Origin of the sequence: Streptomyces sp. NPDC020801 (assembly GCF_044334385.1) — a bacterium.
Classification (GTDB): Bacteria; Actinomycetota; Actinomycetes; order Streptomycetales; family Streptomycetaceae; genus Streptomyces.
In genome coordinates this window covers 63,103-79,590 of record NZ_JBIRST010000025.1, presented here as the reverse complement: position 1 = coordinate 79,590, position 16,488 = coordinate 63,103, and the positions used below count along the sequence as shown (strand labels likewise).

Sequence of the window (16,488 nt, the reverse complement as noted above, 5' to 3'; positions counted from 1 at the left end):
CAGGACCAGCACCTGGGCGCCGGGCGCCGCCCAGCAGGGTGCCTAGACCGGCGGTCACGCCCTGGGGTTGCACTCGGCGGGCATGCTGACGATGCAGGGCGTGGCCGCGTCCTCGGCGGGCTCGGTGGCACAGCTCACCTCGCCCGCCGTGGCGACGACGGCGATGGCGGCCGCGTCGGCCGGGGTGACGCTGACGCCGGCTACGGCCGCTCGCCGGACACCGGCGGCGAAGCCGGCCCCGGCCCCGGCACCGGCACCGTAGCGGGGGCGGACGCCTCGGCCGGCACGGGCGCCTCGGCGGCCGCGGGCACCTCGGCCGAGGCGGGTGCCTGCGGGGCGGTGGATGTCTGCGGGGCGGTGGGTGTCTGCGGGGCGGTGGGTGCCTCCTGGCCCATCCGGTGGGCGGCCCGGTCGAAGTACCGCAGCAGCTCCACCGGGAACGGCATCACGAGCGTCGAGTTCTTCTCGGCGGCGACCTCCACCACCGTCTGCAGCAGCCGCAGCTGCATGGCCTCCGGAGTGTCGGACATGATCCGCGACGCGTTGGCGAGCTGCTGCGCCGCCTGGAACTCGCCGTCCGCGGTGATGACCCGTGCCCGCCTCTCCCGCTCGGCCTCGGCCTGCCGGGACATCGACCGCTTCAGCGACTCCGGCAGCTGCACGTCCTTGATCTCCACCCGGTCGATGTGGATGCCCCACCCCGCCGCCGGGCTGTCGATCATCAGCGCGAGTCCCTCGTGCAGCCGCTCCCGGTCGGACAGCAGATCGTCGAGGTCGCTCTTGCCGATGATGGACCGCAGCGAGGACTGGGCGACCTGCCCGACGGCGAAGACGTAGTCCTGCACCTCGATCGCGGCCCGCACGGGATCGATGACCCGGAAGTACACGACGGCATCGACCTTCACCGACACGTTGTCCTTGGTGATGCCCTCCTGGGTGGGCACCGGCATGGTGACCACCTGCACGTTCACCTTCCGCATCCGGTCGGCGAACGGGATCAGGAAGGTGACGCCCGGCTGCCGGTGCGCCGGCAGCGCCTTGCCCCAGCGGAACACCACACCGCGTTCGACCTGGTTGACCACCCGCATCCCGCTGCGCAGCACGAGCAGCACCAGCACGGCGACGAGCACGACCGCGACGACAGTGCCTTCCATGGCACTCCATTCCTCACAGGCGCCGACCGCTCCCGGCCGGCCGCCGATGCGATTGAGACATGGATGAGGACACCGGGACGGCACGGATGGATGCGGGCCGCATCGTCAGGAATACGTCAAGAAAAGGCCTCAGCGCCGGGCGAGGGAGACGAACGCGGCCCAGGCGGCGGGGGCGACGCGGAGGGCGGGCGCGCCGTCGGCGGCCGAGGTCCTGGAATCACGGACGTGGACGGCGCACGCAGTGGTCGCGACTTCCAGGCAGGCGCCGCCCTGATCACTGCTGTGGCTGGACTTGAGCCAGTGCAATGAGGTGCTCATGGCTCTCCTGGGAAACGGCCCAACAGGCCCTTGGTCTCATGCGGGTTGAGAGCCTGTGCCGGAAATGCGTGTGGTGCGAGTTCACGTACTGATTTCCGCCGCCCGTCGAGCGCGTGTCATTCGTCCTCCGGGGGCTCCGGGGCCTCCGGGGGTACGTCACCTTCGAGCAGCCGCTCCCCGATGTCGTCCGCCCATTCCTGGGCCCATCGGCGCAGGCCGCCGACCGCCCCATCGTCGAGTCCGTAGGCGGTGAACTCGCGGTCGTCGAGCCACTCGGCGCCGACGAGGTGGGTCTGCAGGTCGGTGAGGTCGAATGCGTCCCCCGCGTGCCGGCGGCCGAGTTCCTCCAGTTCCGGGTGGCTCCACCGGTCGGCGGCGGCGTGGACGTCGATGAGGTCGGGGGCGAGACCCTGGTCGGCCAGCGCCCGGACCCTGGTCCCCACGACGTCCTCCAGGGACAGGACCGGTCCGAACCCGGTGAGTTCCAGCGGCCGCCAGAGCACCTCCTTGACCACGAGCACCGCGCACTCCTCACCGGTGCCGGGGTCGCCGACGACCAGCCGCGCGGCGAGCGCCTCCGTGCCCGACGCACGCACCCGCCACCCGCGTTCCTCGAGCCCGGACCGCACGGCGGCGACGATCTCGCCCGTCTCGACCGGGCTCTCGGTGACGACCTCGACGTCCCGGCTGACGCGATCGACCAGCCCGTGCACCTGCACGGCGTGCCCACCGCCGAGCGCCAGCCCGTACGGCGCTCCCGCCGCGAGCAGGTCACGCAGCAGCCGTCGCCGCACCTCACCGACCTTGACGATCACGCCACGATTATCGCCGGGGAGGGCGGATGGCGCGCGGATTCCCGCCGCCGGTCGAGTCAGCGCATGGCCGTCTCGCGGGAGACCGGGTACGAAGCGACCGGGTGACCGGGTGACCGGCGACGTTACGATCCCTCGGCCGGAATCGTGATCTCCGCCCAGATCGTCTTCCCCTCGGCATGGTGCCGTGTCCCCCAGCGCTCGGCGAACTGTGCGACGAGCAGCAGACCGCGGCCGCCTTCGTCGAAGCTGCGGGCCCGCCGCAGGTGCGGGGCGCTGTTGCTGCAGTCGGTGACCTCGCAGATGAGCGCGGTGTCGCGGATCAGCCGGAGCCGGATGGGCGGTTGCCCGTAGCGGATCGCGTTGGTGACGAGTTCGCTGATCACCAGTTCGGCGGTGAAGGCCACTTCGGGCAGTCGCCATGCCGTGAGCCGGGCCATGGCCTCGGCACGGGCACTGGCCACCGCGGCAGGGTCGGACGGCAGGTCCCAGGTGGCGACCTGACCGGTGTCGAGGGCTCGAGTGCGGGCGACGAGCAGCGCGACGTCGTCCTGCGGCTGTGCGGGCAGCAGTGTCCGGATCAGGTCGTCGCAGACGGCCTCCAGCGAGTGGCCGGACCGCTCCAGGCGCCGGCGCAGCAGCCCGAGACCTTCGCGGAGGTCGTGGTTGGTTCCTCCGACGAGGCCGTCCGTGTACAGCGTGAGGAGGCTGCCCCCGGGCACCTCCCACTCGATCGTTTCGAAGGGCAGCCCACCCACGCCCAGCGGAGGCCCGGGCGGGACGTCGATGAAGTACGCCGTGCCGTCGGGCTCGACGACGGCGGGCGGGGGGTGGCCCGCGGTGGCCGCCGTGCAGCGGCGCGCGATCGGGTCGTAGACCACGTACAGGCACGTGGCGATGAGATCTGTGGAGATGTCGACCGACTCGGCCCCCGGCTCCGTGGTGGGGTCCTCCTCCGTCACCTGGTGGGTGACGAGGTCGTCGAGCTGGGCGAGGAGTTCGTCGGCGGCCAGGTCGACGTCGGCCAGGGTCCGGACCGCGGTCCGCAGTCGCCCCATGGTGGCCGAGGCGCGCAGGCCGTGGCCCACCACGTCCCCGACGACGAGCGCGACCCGCGCGCCCGACAGCGGGATCACGTCGAACCAGTCACCGCCCAGCCCCGCCCGGGTACGGGCCGGAAGGTACCGATGGGCGACCTCGACCGCGTCCTGGGCGGCGAACCGGCTTGGGAGCAGACTGCGCTGCAGGGCCAGCGCGGTGGTGCGTTCGAGGGTGTACCGGCGGGCGTTGTCCACGGCCACGGCGGCGCGTGCGCCGATCTCCTCGGCGAGGAGCAGGTCGTCCTCCTCGAAGGGCTCCTGGCGCCGGTGCCGGGTGAGGATGGCCACGCCCAGGGTGATGCCGCGGGCGCGCAGCGGGATGACCATGACCGAGTGGACTCCGAACGTCCGGACCACCCCGGCCCGCTCGGGATCGGCCTGCTCCCACTCCCTGATCGCCTCGTCCAGGGTGCGGTGCAGCGAGGACCGGCCGGTGGCCATGCAGCGCACGGGCGGCGTGGATTCCGGGTAGTAGTCCACCTCTCCGGCCCGGATCACCGCTTCCGGTACACCGGGGAGCACGGACTGCTGCGCGGCGCGGCGCAGGGCCACGGCGCCGGCTGCGGAGGGCCTGGGCTCGGCCCCGTGGAACAGCGAGTCCAGCAGGTCGATGGTCACGAAGTCGGCCAGCCGGTCCACGGCGACATCGGCCATCTCCTGGGCCGTCGTCATCACGTCGAGGGTGCTGCCCACCTGCGTGCTGACGTCGTTCAGCAGGGCGAGGCGCTCCCGGGCCAGGTACTGCTCGGTGACGTCGAGTGCGTTGAGCTCCACGCGCCCGACCGGCCCCGTCGGCGCCATGAGCGGGGAGACGGTGATGGACCAGACCCTTTCCCGGGCTCCGGGCCGGGCCGCGCCACGCACGTGGAAGTGCTCTGCCTGCCCCGTCCTGAAGACCCGGCGCATGCCGTCCTCGACCGTCCGGCAGATGTGGGGCGGCATGATGTCGGTGACCCGCTGACCGCGCAGCTGCTCCTCGGTGAGAGCGAGCTCGCGAACGGCGCCGGCGCTCGCCCGCAGGGCCCGCAGCTCGGAGTCGAACACCATCAGCGGCAGCTGGCACTGTGCAAAGGCTTCCTCCGCCGTCCCGCCGAACGCTTCCGGCAGCTCCGGCGCCGTGAACACGACGAGCTGCTGCTGCTTGCCGTCGCTGTCGAACGACGGATACGTGCGCAGGCAGACCTCCACGCTCCGGCCGTCCCGGTGCCGGAGCAGGGTCCTGCCGCTCGGCAGGCCGAGAGCGGCGGGAAAACCCTCCTCGGCGTCCGCCGCCGCGTCCGAAGGGAGCAGACAGGCCACGGGGCGCCCGACGACATCCTGGTGGAGATGGCCGAGCAGTCGTTCGGCGCCCGCGCTCCACCCCGTCACGATCCCCCGGGCGTCGACGACCGCCGTGGCCGAGCAGGCCGGCTCCGGGAGCGTGCCGGAGCCGTTACCAGGGGTGGCGCCGTGCATGTCGATCATCGCCCATCTGGCCCGCGCAAGCCTGAGCCCTCGGGGAAACGCCGCCGGGGCGGTGGGGCGGCTCCGGCCCCTGCCGCGTCGACTCCTATCCCACTTCTACCGTCCATCGTGCGCGCTCGCAGTTCGGACACTCGAGTGCCGCCGGCCGGCATCGGGGTGGTGGTGCGCGCCGGGAGGCGCGAGCAGACCGGAATGCGGCCGGGCCGGTCTGCCGAAGGGCGGCACCGGCTGCCGCCGCCCTGCTGCGGCCCACGCCGCTCGCGCCAGGCCCTGACCGTGTACGGGCCAGGCACAGGACGTTCCACGAATGCGCGCAGTGCGCGGCTTGCCTAGGCTGACGTCATGAAGCGCGTCATCGTCGATCACTTCGGCGACCCCGGCGCCTTGAGGGTGGTGGAGGAGGACGTCCCCCGCCCGGGGCCGGGTGAGGTGCGCGTCGGGGTGCTGGCCGCCGGAGTGTCGTTCACCGATGCCCAGCTGCGCGCCGGGACGTACCTGGGGGTGCCCAAGCCGCCGTTCACGCCGGGCTACGAACTCGTCGGCGTCGTCGAGGAGCTCGGTCCTGGCTGCTCGCGGCTGCGCGTGGGAGACCGCGTCGCCGCGCTCACGGTCTGGGGCGCCTATGCGGAGCGCGTCTGCCTGCTGGAGGCGGACGCTGTCGAGGTGCCCAAGGACCTCGACCCGGCCCAGGTCGTCGGCCTGGTCCTCACCTATGTGACCGCCTACCAGCTGCTCCACCGCATGGCACGGGTCAGGCGCGGGGAGACGGTGCTGGTGCACGGCGCCGCCGGCCGGGTGGGCACCGCGGTCCTCGAACTAGGAGCGCTGGCCGGGCTGCGCCTCTACGGAACCGCTTCGGCGCGCGACCGCGCCGCCGTCGAGCGGCACGGCGCGGTCGCGATCGACTACCGCCACGAGGATTTCCTGGCCCGGGTGCGCGAGCTGCCCGGCAAGGGCGTGGACGTCGTCCTCGACGGGCTGGGGGGTGCCCTCTCGCTGCGCTCCTTCCGCGCGCTGCGCCCCGGCGGAAGACTCGTCGTGTTCGGCCACTACGCCATGCTTGCCCGCGGGCGCAGCTGGCGGGGGTGGACCGAGTGGTACGGGGCGACCGCGGCCGTCGCTCTGTGGGGCCTGCTCTCGCCGCGCCGGCGGGTGCTCGCCTACCGGATCCAGAAGCTGCGCGGCCGCCGCCAGGTCCTCCCCGCGGGCAAACGCCCGCCGGTGTTTGCCGTGGGCGGAGGCCCCCGCTACCGGGAGTGGTTCCAAGAGGACCTCCGCACGCTGCTCGAGCTGCTTCGCCGTGGCGAGATCAACCCGGTCGTGGCCGAACGCATGCCGCTCACCGACGCCCGCCGTGCTCATGAGCTGCTGGAGGAGTCGGCGGCGAAGGGGAAACTCGTGCTCGTGCCGTAGACCGGGGAGGCCGCCTGCGCAGGGTGCTTGGATGCGCAGGGACCCGGGCGCCCGGGCACCCGGGCGCTCACGCGCTCAGGCATGCGGCAGTCGCTCACGCGCTCAGGCATGCGGCAGTCGTCGAGTAAGGGCCCGTGGCCTCATGGCATGATGCGGCATCGGCAGGTCCCGCTGTGAGGCCACGCGATGCGGCCGCCGGAGCCGGGGTGGAAGGGGCATCAAGGCCGAGTGTGGCGCAGGTCACGGGAAGCCGGTGCGGGGTGCCGGACAGCTCATTGAGGTGAGCACTCATCTGCGTACCCGGGTACGGGCCGGGGAATCGAGCGCGTTCGCCGAGCTCTTCGACAGCTACGCCCGCGCGGTCTACAACCATGCCTTCCGGCTGACCGCCGACTGGTCGACGGCCGAGGACGTGATGGCCGCGACCTTCATGGAGGCATGGCGGCTTCGCGACAGGGTCGACCCCGAGGGCGGCTCCCTGCGGCCCTGGCTGCTGGGCATCGCCACCAACACGGCGCGCAACCAGTACCGCAGCAACCGGCGGTACCGGGCGGCGGCGAGCGCCGCCGCGGCGGCCGGGCTGTCGGTGCCCGACCACGCCGACGAGGTGGCCGGCCGGGTCGACGACCGGCGGCGGCTCGCGACGGCCCTCACCGCGCTCGCCGCGCTGCGCAGAACGGAACGCGAGGTCATCGCGCTCTGCCTGGGGGAGGGCCTGGACTACGAGGCCGCGGCGGAAGCGCTCGGGATTCCGGTCGGAACGGTCGCCTCCCGGCTTTCCCGGGCCCGCAGGAAGCTGCGTGCGCTGGCCGAGGCGGAACTGGCGCGCCCGTGCGCCGCAACGGCCCGCCCGTCAAGTGAACTGTCGTGCCCCGCGATCGAAGCGGCGGGCAAAAAAGTGCGCAGGAATCGGGAAGGCCGCCACCGGGACCGACAGACAAGAGGCGATCACACAAACGCGATCCGGCCCGCGCAGGAAGGAAACCGATGAACGCGAACACGTCCCGGCAGCACCCGGCCGAGGGGGATGAGAGCGCACAGCTCCTGTCCTGGACGGCGCGTGACCTGCCGACGGGCCGTCACCAGTTCCACAGGGAGCGTCTGATGGCCCGGATTCACGAGATGCAGCGGGAAGAGCGCACGGCGACGGCAGCCCCCGCGAAGGCACGGCGCCTCCGGCTGCCGCGACCTGCGATCGCGCTGCCCGCGACGGCGGCGGCTCTGGCGGGCGCGGTCGTCGCCGGGATCTCGATGTCCGGCGGCGGCGGGGTCAGGGACGCCGGAGTTGCCACCGGACCGGCCCTGACCACACGGATCGGCGCCGCGACGACGAAGGGCGTGCCCCAGCTGCTCGACCAGATCTCGCTGGCGGCGGCCGACGGTTCGCGCCCGGCCGTGGCGCCCGGCCAGTACATCTACATCGAGTCCAAGACGGCCGACACCTTCCTGAAGACCGTCGGCGGCAAGACCACCCCGGCCGGCCACGAGCTGCACCGCCGCCAGGTGTGGAAGTCCCCGGACGGCACCAGGGGCTGGCTCATCGACCCCGCGGTCAACGACAGTCCCGAGGGCGAGACCCTGAGCCTCCCCGACGAGCAGGGCAACACCCCGAAGGCATTCCTCAACGGTCCGTCGTACGACTACCTGGCCAAGCTCACCACCGATCCCGGCGAACTGCTGGCCAAGATCTACAAGGAGACCGAGGGTCACGGCAACTCCCCCGACCAGGAGGCGTTCACCACCATCGGGGACCTGCTCAACGAGAGCTACCCCCCGGCGCAGCTCTACCCGGCGCTGTTCCGGGCCGCCGCGAAGATCCCCGGTGTCGTCGTCGTACAGGACGCGGTGGACGCGGTGGGCCGGCACGGAGTCGCGGTGGCCCGGCTCGACGAGACCAGCGGCCGGCGCGAGGAATGGATCTTCGACAGGAAGACCCATGTCTTCCTCGGCGAGCGCACCGTCCAGGTGCGGAAGAACAGCGGGGTGGATGCCCTGATCAGGCCCGGCACGGTGGTCTTCACCAGTGCCGTCCTGCAGCGGGCCGTCGTCGACGGCATGAAGCAGACGCCGTCCCGGACCGGCTGACGCCTTCGCACACCCTCCGAGAGAAGCCGCGCCCCCGTACGGCCCCGCCGTCAGGGCCGTACGACGGTGACGGTGAGGACACCCGCCGGCCAGGACCGGTCGGCGTCCGCGGCCCGTGTCCGCGACACCTTCCCCGTTCTGGGCACTCCGGCCGCCCGGCAGCCGAAGCGACCGTGTGTGCCCGGCTGCTGAAGACCACTTGAAGGAGAATCACCCGCTCGGGTGCCGCCGCGGAGCGGGCCGGACCGCGGTGGTCGGGTCCGCTGCCCGGTTCGCCGTCGGCGGTGGGGCAGGGCTGAGTGCCCGGGGGGCTCTGTGTGCGTAACTGTGCTTCACCCGTCGTGGTTCCGTGAGCGACTCATGAAGATCATCACATTGTCCTCAATCTGACACCGCATTAGCCTCGTACCCGACCACTTATTTTTGCTTTACATCTGTGCATGGGGGACTGCAGATGTTCTGTCGTCATGCCGTCACCCGTGCCTGGAAAGGAATTCGGGTGACTCCTGGTATACGCAGGATGCTTCCCGTCGCGGGGGTTGCTGCCGTCCTGGCGCTCGCGGGCACTCCGGTGCTCGCGAGCGCCGACCCGCAGCCCACAGGGGGACCCGCGGGGGCCACGCCGCCCTCCGCGGTGGAGGACTACGCCTACCCGAACGCGGATCAGATCCAGCGGGACAAGGGCATCAAACTGATCAAGGGCGACGGGCACATCACCCTCGCCGCGTGCGACGACTCGGGCTCGCAGATCAAGGTCATGACCGTACAGGGCCCCAGCGGCAACCCGCAGGGCACCTACTGCTTCAAGGCCACCGCCAAGAGCGGCTATCTCAGCCTCGAGCTCCCGCGTGTCTTCGCCCTGGAGACCGCCGACCACCCCATCAGCGCCGACCTCAGGCCTCAGGCCGACCCCTCGGCGCCGGCCAAGACGGTGACCGTGGACAAGAACGGCTACCAGAGCGTGGGTGAGGGGGCTGCCGGTGGCGCACCGAGCGTCCTGCTGGAGCTGCGGGTCACCGGCTGACCGGCCCGCCCGCCCCGAGTACTTCCGTTCTCGCACGATCACGAGGAACTTCATGTCCGGCTCTCGTCCGCGCCTCGCGTGGACCGGCGGCGTACTCGCCGCCACGTCGCTGGCCGCCGCGGCCCTGACCGCCGCCCCCGCGACCGCAGTATCGGGCCCGCAGGCCCCCGACTCCGTCTCCGCCGCCACCGCACGGCTCGACATCGGCGGACAGCGCGGCTGTTCGGCCACGCTGGTCGCCAAGCAGTGGCTGCTGACCGCCGCCAGCTGCTTCACCGACACCCCCGGCGCCGCTCTCGCACCCGGCGCGCCGAAGCTGAAGACGACGGCCACCCTGGGCGGCAGCGCCCAGCAGGTGATGAACCTGGTGCCGCGCACCGACCGCGACGTGGTCCTGGCCCAGCTGGCCAAGCCGGTCACCGGCATCACCCCCGTCCCCTTGGCCGGCACCGCGCCCGCCGCCGGGGACGAGGTCCAGGCCGCCGGGTTCGGGCGCACACACGAGGAGTGGGTGCCCGACCAGGTGCACGCGGCCGCGTTCAGCGTGCAGAACGTCGGCGCCACCAGCATCGATCTGGCCGGGAAATCGGACGGCGCCGCGATCTGCAAGGGCGACACCGGCGGTCCGGTGCTGGCCACCGCCGGCGGCCGGACCGCGGTCGCCGGTGTCAGCAGCCTGTCCTGGCAGGGCGGTTGCCTCGGCACCGACCCGGCCGAGACCCGCAACGGAGCCGTGGCCGCCCGGGTCGACGACCTGGCCTCCTGGGTCCAGCAGGTCACCTACGGCACGACCTTCGCGAACGCGCCGTGGAAGCACGCCGTGCAGATGACGGCCGGCTACTTCTCCGGCCCCGCCGGGGCGGGCCGTCGTATGGACCTGATCGTCGTCTGGGACGACGGCGAGGTCACCCTCTACCAGGGCGGCGACGGCACCGACCCCGCCCACCCGTTCTCGGCCGAGTACCAGCTCCAGCCCGGGAAGAGCATCTGGGCCAAGGCCGTCGGGGTCACCAGCGTCAACACCGGTGGCGGCACGGACGGGTTGGTGGTGCGCTGGATCGACGGCGAGATGACCCTGTACTCCACCGTCGACGCCAAGGGGTTCCACGGCGAGAAGCAGCTCGCCCCGGCGAAGAACGCCACCTGGAGGGACGACGCCCGCCTGCTGGCCGGCGGCCGTTTCACCGCGGGCGGTCACCGTGACGACCTGCTGGTGGACTGGAAGGACGGCCACGTCTCCGTCTTCAGCGACGTGGCGGTCAACGGCCTGAAGAAGCAGACCCAGGTCGTCGCGAAGAACGCCACCTGGACCTACGCCGGCCAGCTCACCACCGGCTCCTTCACCGGCAAGGACACCGACGACCTGCTGGTGCGCTGGACCGACGGCGAGACCACCATCTACCCCGGCATGACGAGCAAGCTGCCCGGCGAGATCAAGATCCGTCCCGCCAAGTCCCCCTGGGCGGACGCCACCGTGGTCACCGCCGGTGCCCTCACCGGCGACACCACCGCCGACGACGTCCTCGTCCGCTGGAACGACGGCCACGTCAGCCTCTTCCCCGGCGTCGACGGCAAGGGTCTCCACGACGAGATCCGCCTCGCCCCGGCCAACTGACCGATCGGGGAAGCCCCTTGAGAGGGCGGCCTGCCCCGGGCACCCCGGCGGGCCGCCCCCTCGGGCACCTCGCACACCACCGCGCCGGGCCGGCGACTCCTGACCAGGGTCGCGGCCCGGCCCCTGACCAGGGTCGCGGGCCGACCCCTGACCAGGGTCGCGGCCCGGCCGGCTGGTGCGCACCCCTGAGCCTTGACACAACACGAATAGAGTCCGCAGTGACACATCCACGACGCCCAGGGCGCGTGGCGGCAGGCACACGGCACGCGATCCGCGCGCTGTGTCTGGGCCTGCTGCCCGGCGCGCTCGTACTGGGCCTGCTGGGCCCCGCCCCGGCACCCGCCCGCGCCGACGACCCCGCGCCGACGGACACCACCGGCATCAGCACCGCCCTCCCCGACACCGACCGCGCCAAGGTCGTACGACTGTGGGAAACCGGCGGCCCCGGCGTGAAAGCCGCCGCCGAGGTCGCCCTCGTCGGCGGTGACGACGACGTCAAGAAGTTCCTGGACCAGGCCTCCGACCTCCAGTTCCAGGACAACCGCGTCGCAGCCGCCCAGGTCGCCAGCATGGGCGGCCTCAGCCTCCAGGAAGCCGCCCGCAAAGCCCTCGACAGCAGCTCCCCCGGCGACCTGAAGACGTTCCTGCAGGACGGCTGGGAAGCACCGCTGGAGCAGGACCAGCGGGTCCGCGTCGCGCAGATCATCGACGCCGGCGGCCCCGAGGTCCAGAAGGCGGGCCGCGCCGCGCTGGACGGCACCCCCGACGACATCCGGAACTTCCTCGCCAACGGGCAGTTCGACACCCGGGCGCAGGACGAGCGGGTCGAGGTCGCGCAGATCATCTCCGCGGGCGGCACCAACGTCCAGACCGCCGGCCGTCTGGCCCTCAACGGCACCGCCGACGACATCCACGAGTTCCTCCAGGTCGGGCAGTACGTGGCCCGCTCCCACGACCAGGAACACGCCACCATCGCGCAGTTGGCGGAACAGGCGCAGCGGGCGGGCAAGCTGGCCCGCAAGCAGACCGAGGCCGCCAAGGACGCCTCGAAGCGCGCGGTGACCGCGGCACAACTGGCCAAGGCCGCCGCGCAGAAGGCCGCCGACGAGACCCAGAAGGCGAAGTCGGACTCGCAGACCGCGGCCGCCGACGCGGCCCGGGCCGCGAGCGCCGCCAGCCAGGCCGCCACGGCCGCACAGACCGCCATCGCCGCGGCACAGGCGGCCGACTCCGCGGCCCGTGTCGCCGCCAGCGCCGCCTCGCAGGCGGCCAGCGCCGCCGTCGCCGCGTCGCAGGCGGCTTCCCGCGCGGGCAAGGCCGCCGCGGACGCCGCCACCAACGCCGGCCAGGCCGCCACGGCCCGCAAGGCGGCGCAGGACGCACGGGACGCCGCCAAGGGTGCCCGCGCCGCGGCCGATGCGGCCGCCGCGGCGGGCGCGGCCGCCACCGACGCGGGCGCGGCCGCACGGGACGCCTCGAAGGCCGGTGCCGACGCCGACGCCGCGGCCGACGCGGCGGACCAGGCCAACACCTACGCCGATCAGGCCCACGCCCACTCGGACACGGCGGCAAACGCGGCAGCCGCGGCCCATCGCCACGCCCGTGAGGCCACCCGCGCCGCGAACGCCGCCGACTCACTGGCGCGCGAGGCCGCGTCCGCGGCGAACGACGCCCACGACGCCGCCGAGGCCGCGGCGGACCACGCGGAGAACGCCGCCAAGGCCGCCGACGACGCGGCCGAGCACGCGGGAGAGGCGGCGAAGGCCGCGGCCCAGTCCAAGGCCCACGCCCAGGCCGCTCAGCACGATGCCGACGCCGCCACCACGGCGGTGAACGAGGCCAAGAAGGTCTTCGACCTGGCCCGCCGCGTCGACGCCGAGGAACTGACCGCACGCACCAACACCGGCATCGCCCACGCCCAGGATCTCAAGGGGCAGCAAGAGCAGCACGACACCGCCCAGGCAGCCGCCGTCCAGCAGGCCAAGGATCTCGACGCGCAGGCCCAGCACCTCGGCGAGCAGGCCACGGCCGACGCGGACGCCAAGACCCTCGCCCCCCAGGTCCGCAAGGTGGCCCTGGGCATCCTCAAGACCGGCAGGCCCTGGAGCCGTGCCGCCGCCGAGGAAGCGCTGGCCGGGTCCGACGACGACACGCTCGCCTATATCCGCACCACCTGGAAGCTCTCCGCCCAGCAGGACGACCGCGCCCTGGTCGGCCGGCTGGCCCTGACCGCCGGTTCGGCAGCGGTCCGCAAGGCGGCGGCCGACGCCCTCGCCGGCGACGCCTCGGCGATCAGCGACTTCCTCTCAACCGGCCAGTACCAGGCCGTGGCCCAGCAGATGCGGGTCTCCATCGCCCAGATCATCAACGGCGGAGGCCCCGTCGTCCAGCAGGAGGGCAGGAAGGCCCTCGACTCCGACTCGCCCGAGACGATGAGCCGGTTCATCACCGCCGGCCAGTACCAGGCCCGGATCCAGGACGAGCGCGTCCGCGCCGCGCAGCTGGCCGACAGCGGCGGTCCGGAGCTGAAGTCCGCCGCCCGTATCGCCCTCGAGGGCCCGGCGGGCCTGCTGCACACCTTCATCCAGGTCGGCCAGTACCAGGCTCAGCGCAAGGACCTGCTCGACGCCACGCACGTCTCCCAGGTGCAGCAGCTCATCGCACAGGCGGCAGGCGTCGCAGCCACCGCCCAGCAGGACGCGGCCGAGGCGGCCAAGGCCGCCGCCGTCGCGGCCAAGGCGGCGAAAGAGGCGGCCGGCTATGCCGAGCAGGCCAAGCAGCACGCCGCCGACGCCAAGGACTACGCCACGCAGGCCGCCGGCTACGCCAAGGACGCCGATGCCTCGGCCGCGCGTGCCGCGCAGTCCGCGAAGGCCGCCCGCCAGGCGGACGCACAGGCCCAGCAGTCCGCCGCCGACGCCCTCAACTCCGCCACCGCCGCCCACGACTCGGCGAGCTGGGCGGCGACGTCCGCCGCCGGTGCGTGGACCTCCGCCAAGCAGGCCCGTGCCTCGGCCACCGCGGCGGGCAAGGACGCCACCGCGGCAGCCCAGGCCGAGACCGTCGCCTACCAGGTCACCATCGCCAAGCAGCAGAAGGAGATGGCCGACCGCTGGAAGGCCTACCAGGCCTGGCAGGAGCAGAACACCAAGGACGACGACGACAGCTGGGTGCCCGACTGGCTGCAGAGCGGCCTCGACACGGTCGGCACCTACGCCGACGCCTTCTGGGACAACAGCCCGCAGATCCTCTCCGGCCTTGCCGAGAGCCTCGGCAGCGGCTGGCTCACCGACGTGGGGTTGCTCGACGGCATCGTCGGCGGAGGCGCGGGGCTGCTCCTGTGCCCCGAGACCGGGGGCCTGGGCTGCCTGGCCGCCGGGGGCGCCGTGGCCAGCGGCACGGCCCTGGCCGGGGCGGGCATCTACGGCATCACCGACGGTACGAGGCGCTTCAGCGACGGTATCGAGAACGCCCTGCACGAGGCCCGCGCCGAACGGGCCACCTCGGGCGGCAGCGGACGCCTGTCGGACGAGATGCCCCAGGGCATGGGGAAGCCATTTTTCAAGGCCTACGACGACATCAAGATGGGCCAGGGCAGGCCGCGGCTCGACGACAACGGCGTGCAGAAGATCTTCAGGGGCGACAACCCGAAAAGGCCTTGGGAAAAGCCATGGGCAGGTTCTCTGGAATTCGAAGTGCCGGATGCGAAGGACCCAAGCAGGGCACGTATCCTCATGAAGTTCCTGCCTGACGGCAGGACAGTCCTGGGGTGGACGACCGACCACTACGACACGATCAAGAAGTTCAGAGCTCCGCACTTCCCGGACGACGGCTGGAAGTAACTGACACAACCGGGGGACCGCTTGGATTTCGAGCGGTCCCCCGCCCGGCTACCGTATACCCGCATCCGAAGAATAGGTACGATTCATGACCACGGAACCGGCCGGTGACCGTACTCTGCGCTACGCCGACGAAATCACCCTCGCCGACGCATTTTCCATCGAGCAATTCATCAATGACCGGCTGCGGCCCCATGTGGACGCGGCCGAAGGAAATCAGGACAGGTGGGCGGTGGCCTACGGCCTCGTGTCCCTCACGACCGATATCAGAATGATTCTGGAAATCGAGCTGAAACTGCGGACCAGGCATCCCGAGAAGTTGGTTCACCGCCGTGCCGTCCGGCGTGAGTGGAACCGGCTGGCAGGCTTGGCGCTCGGGTGGAAAGGACTCCACGACGATTACGACCACGACCGCTGGCGGCACACCCCTTTTCTCAACGCCGAGGAAGAGGCCGCGTGGGAGGCGGAACGTGCGCGGATCATCGAGCGGGCCGAAGCGGCCGGACAGCCCGACGACGACCAGGCCCCGGGCGAGGAAGCCTGATCGACGGTTTCTTCGAGCGACCGCGGAAGGCCCTGTCCACCCCGCCGGACCGCAGGGGCCGTTCGCCCCGATGCGCTCCGTGGCGGGTTGGCGGAGGCTGGAAGGGCATGGACACGGGTCCCGGGACCCGGGACCCGGGACCCGGGACGCGGCGGGCGGGTGGTGATGCGGTCGGCTGTGCAAGCCGTCCTCGCTCCGCCACGGCAGGGGGGTGACAAGGAGGTGCCTCATGGCGAACCCGGTCGTCGTGGGAGTGGATGGCTCACCATCGAGCCTGCACGCGGTGGAGGTCGGGGCGTACGAGGCCGCGCTGCGCGGGGTGGGCCTGCGGCTGGTGCACGCCTTCGGGTGGCCGTCGACGCACGTCCCGCCCGGAGCACCTGCGTGGAATCCGGCCGTGGCGGGGGTGCGCGAGCTGGTGGACGGCATGCTCGTCGAGGCCGGGCAGCGGGCACGCAGCATCGCGCCGCAGGTGGAGATCACGCGCGAGGTCACCGTCGGTGAGCCACTGCCGGTGCTGGAGAGCGAGTCGCGCACCGCCTCGCTGGCCGTCGTCGGAAGCCGCGGACTGGGCACCTTCGGCAGCCTGCTGCTGGGCCCCACCGCCGTCCACCTGGCCGCCCACGCCCGCTGCCCCGTGCTGGTGGTACGGGGCAGTCCGAAGCCGGGCGATCCCGTGCTGCTCGCGGTCGACGGCTCACCGGCGGGCGAGCGCGCCATCGAGTTCGCCTTCGACGAGGCGTCACTGCGCGGCGCGGATCTGCGGGCGGTGCACGTGTGGAACACCTGGAGCGAACGGTCCTGGGAAGGCACGGGCGACTCACTGAACGCGGTGGTGGACGTGGAACGGCACCGCGAGGCGGAACAGCGGCTGCTGGACGACGCGCTTTCCCCGTGGCAGGCGCGCCACCCACAGGTCGCGGTTGAGCGGTGCCTGCTGCGTTCCCGCATCCGCCAGGGCCTGATCGATGCCAGCCGGGACGCCCAACTGGTGGTGGCCGGTGCCCGGGGCCGCGGCGGCTTCACCGGTCTGCTGCTCGGTTCGGTCTGCCAGGCCCTGCTGCACCACGCGCACTGCCCCGTCACGGTCGTACGCGGCAAGGAGTAAGAGGAGTAAGCG

At 72.4% G+C, this 16,488-nt stretch carries 12 protein-coding genes and 1 pseudogene; 9 read left to right on the top strand and 4 right to left on the bottom strand.

The window, feature by feature from the left end; genetic code table 11:
- Nucleotides 1-52 precede the first annotated feature (52 nt).
- A pseudogene (locus tag ACH4UM_RS35370) lies at nucleotides 53-262 on the top strand (MFS transporter); the annotation flags it as partial.
- On the opposite strand, the gene ACH4UM_RS35365 reads toward ACH4UM_RS35370, so the two are convergent.
- From ACH4UM_RS35365 to ACH4UM_RS35350, 4 genes are all read right to left on the bottom strand, one after another.
- Nucleotides 201-1,154, bottom strand: a complete 954-nt coding sequence (locus ACH4UM_RS35365; protein WP_398188653.1) for a slipin family protein — start codon at nucleotides 1,152-1,154, stop codon at nucleotides 201-203. The pseudogene ACH4UM_RS35370 and the gene ACH4UM_RS35365 overlap by 62 nt on opposite strands.
- 129 nt (nucleotides 1,155-1,283) lie before the next feature.
- On the bottom strand, nucleotides 1,284-1,472 hold the full coding sequence (locus tag ACH4UM_RS35360; protein ID WP_398188650.1) for a DUF397 domain-containing protein: 189 nt from the start codon (nucleotides 1,470-1,472) through the stop codon (nucleotides 1,284-1,286).
- Nucleotides 1,473-1,588: 116 nt separating this feature from the next.
- Nucleotides 1,589-2,284 (bottom strand): hypothetical protein, encoded by a 696-nt coding sequence (locus tag ACH4UM_RS35355; protein ID WP_398188694.1) that lies wholly within the window; start codon nucleotides 2,282-2,284, stop codon nucleotides 1,589-1,591.
- 125 nt (nucleotides 2,285-2,409) lie between these two features.
- Nucleotides 2,410-4,848: a SpoIIE family protein phosphatase gene (locus ACH4UM_RS35350; RefSeq protein ID WP_398188647.1), complete on the bottom strand. Its 2,439-nt coding sequence runs from the start codon at nucleotides 4,846-4,848 to the stop codon at nucleotides 2,410-2,412.
- Between the two features lie 342 nt (nucleotides 4,849-5,190).
- Between ACH4UM_RS35350 and ACH4UM_RS35345 the strand changes: the two genes are divergently transcribed.
- The 8 genes from ACH4UM_RS35345 (at nucleotide 5,191) to ACH4UM_RS35310 (ending at nucleotide 16,476) form a co-directional block, all read left to right on the top strand.
- Entirely contained in the window at nucleotides 5,191-6,261 is a 1,071-nt protein-coding gene (locus tag ACH4UM_RS35345) for a medium chain dehydrogenase/reductase family protein (RefSeq protein WP_398188645.1), read from the top strand.
- Nucleotides 6,262-6,541: 280 nt separating this feature from the next.
- Nucleotides 6,542-7,252, top strand: a complete 711-nt coding sequence (locus ACH4UM_RS35340) for an RNA polymerase sigma factor (RefSeq protein ID WP_398188643.1) — start codon at nucleotides 6,542-6,544, stop codon at nucleotides 7,250-7,252.
- Nucleotides 7,249-8,346: a CU044_5270 family protein gene (locus ACH4UM_RS35335; protein WP_398188641.1), complete on the top strand. Its 1,098-nt coding sequence runs from the start codon at nucleotides 7,249-7,251 to the stop codon at nucleotides 8,344-8,346. Before ACH4UM_RS35340 ends, ACH4UM_RS35335 begins: the two co-directional genes overlap by 4 nt.
- 499 nt (nucleotides 8,347-8,845) lie before the next feature.
- Nucleotides 8,846-9,370: a hypothetical protein gene (locus tag ACH4UM_RS35330; RefSeq protein WP_398188638.1), complete on the top strand. Its 525-nt coding sequence runs from the start codon at nucleotides 8,846-8,848 to the stop codon at nucleotides 9,368-9,370.
- 52 nt (nucleotides 9,371-9,422) lie between these two features.
- Complete coding sequence (locus tag ACH4UM_RS35325; RefSeq protein WP_398188635.1) at nucleotides 9,423-10,985, top strand: trypsin-like serine protease; 1,563 nt, start codon at nucleotides 9,423-9,425, stop codon at nucleotides 10,983-10,985.
- 245 nt (nucleotides 10,986-11,230) lie between these two features.
- Nucleotides 11,231-14,827: an ALF repeat-containing protein gene (locus tag ACH4UM_RS35320; protein WP_398188633.1), complete on the top strand. Its 3,597-nt coding sequence runs from the start codon at nucleotides 11,231-11,233 to the stop codon at nucleotides 14,825-14,827.
- 85 nt (nucleotides 14,828-14,912) lie between these two features.
- Entirely contained in the window at nucleotides 14,913-15,368 is a 456-nt protein-coding gene (locus tag ACH4UM_RS35315) for a hypothetical protein (protein WP_398188630.1), read from the top strand.
- 229 nt (nucleotides 15,369-15,597) lie between these two features.
- Nucleotides 15,598-16,476: a universal stress protein gene (locus ACH4UM_RS35310; protein ID WP_398188627.1), complete on the top strand. Its 879-nt coding sequence runs from the start codon at nucleotides 15,598-15,600 to the stop codon at nucleotides 16,474-16,476.
- The last annotated feature ends 12 nt before the right edge of the window (nucleotides 16,477-16,488 follow it).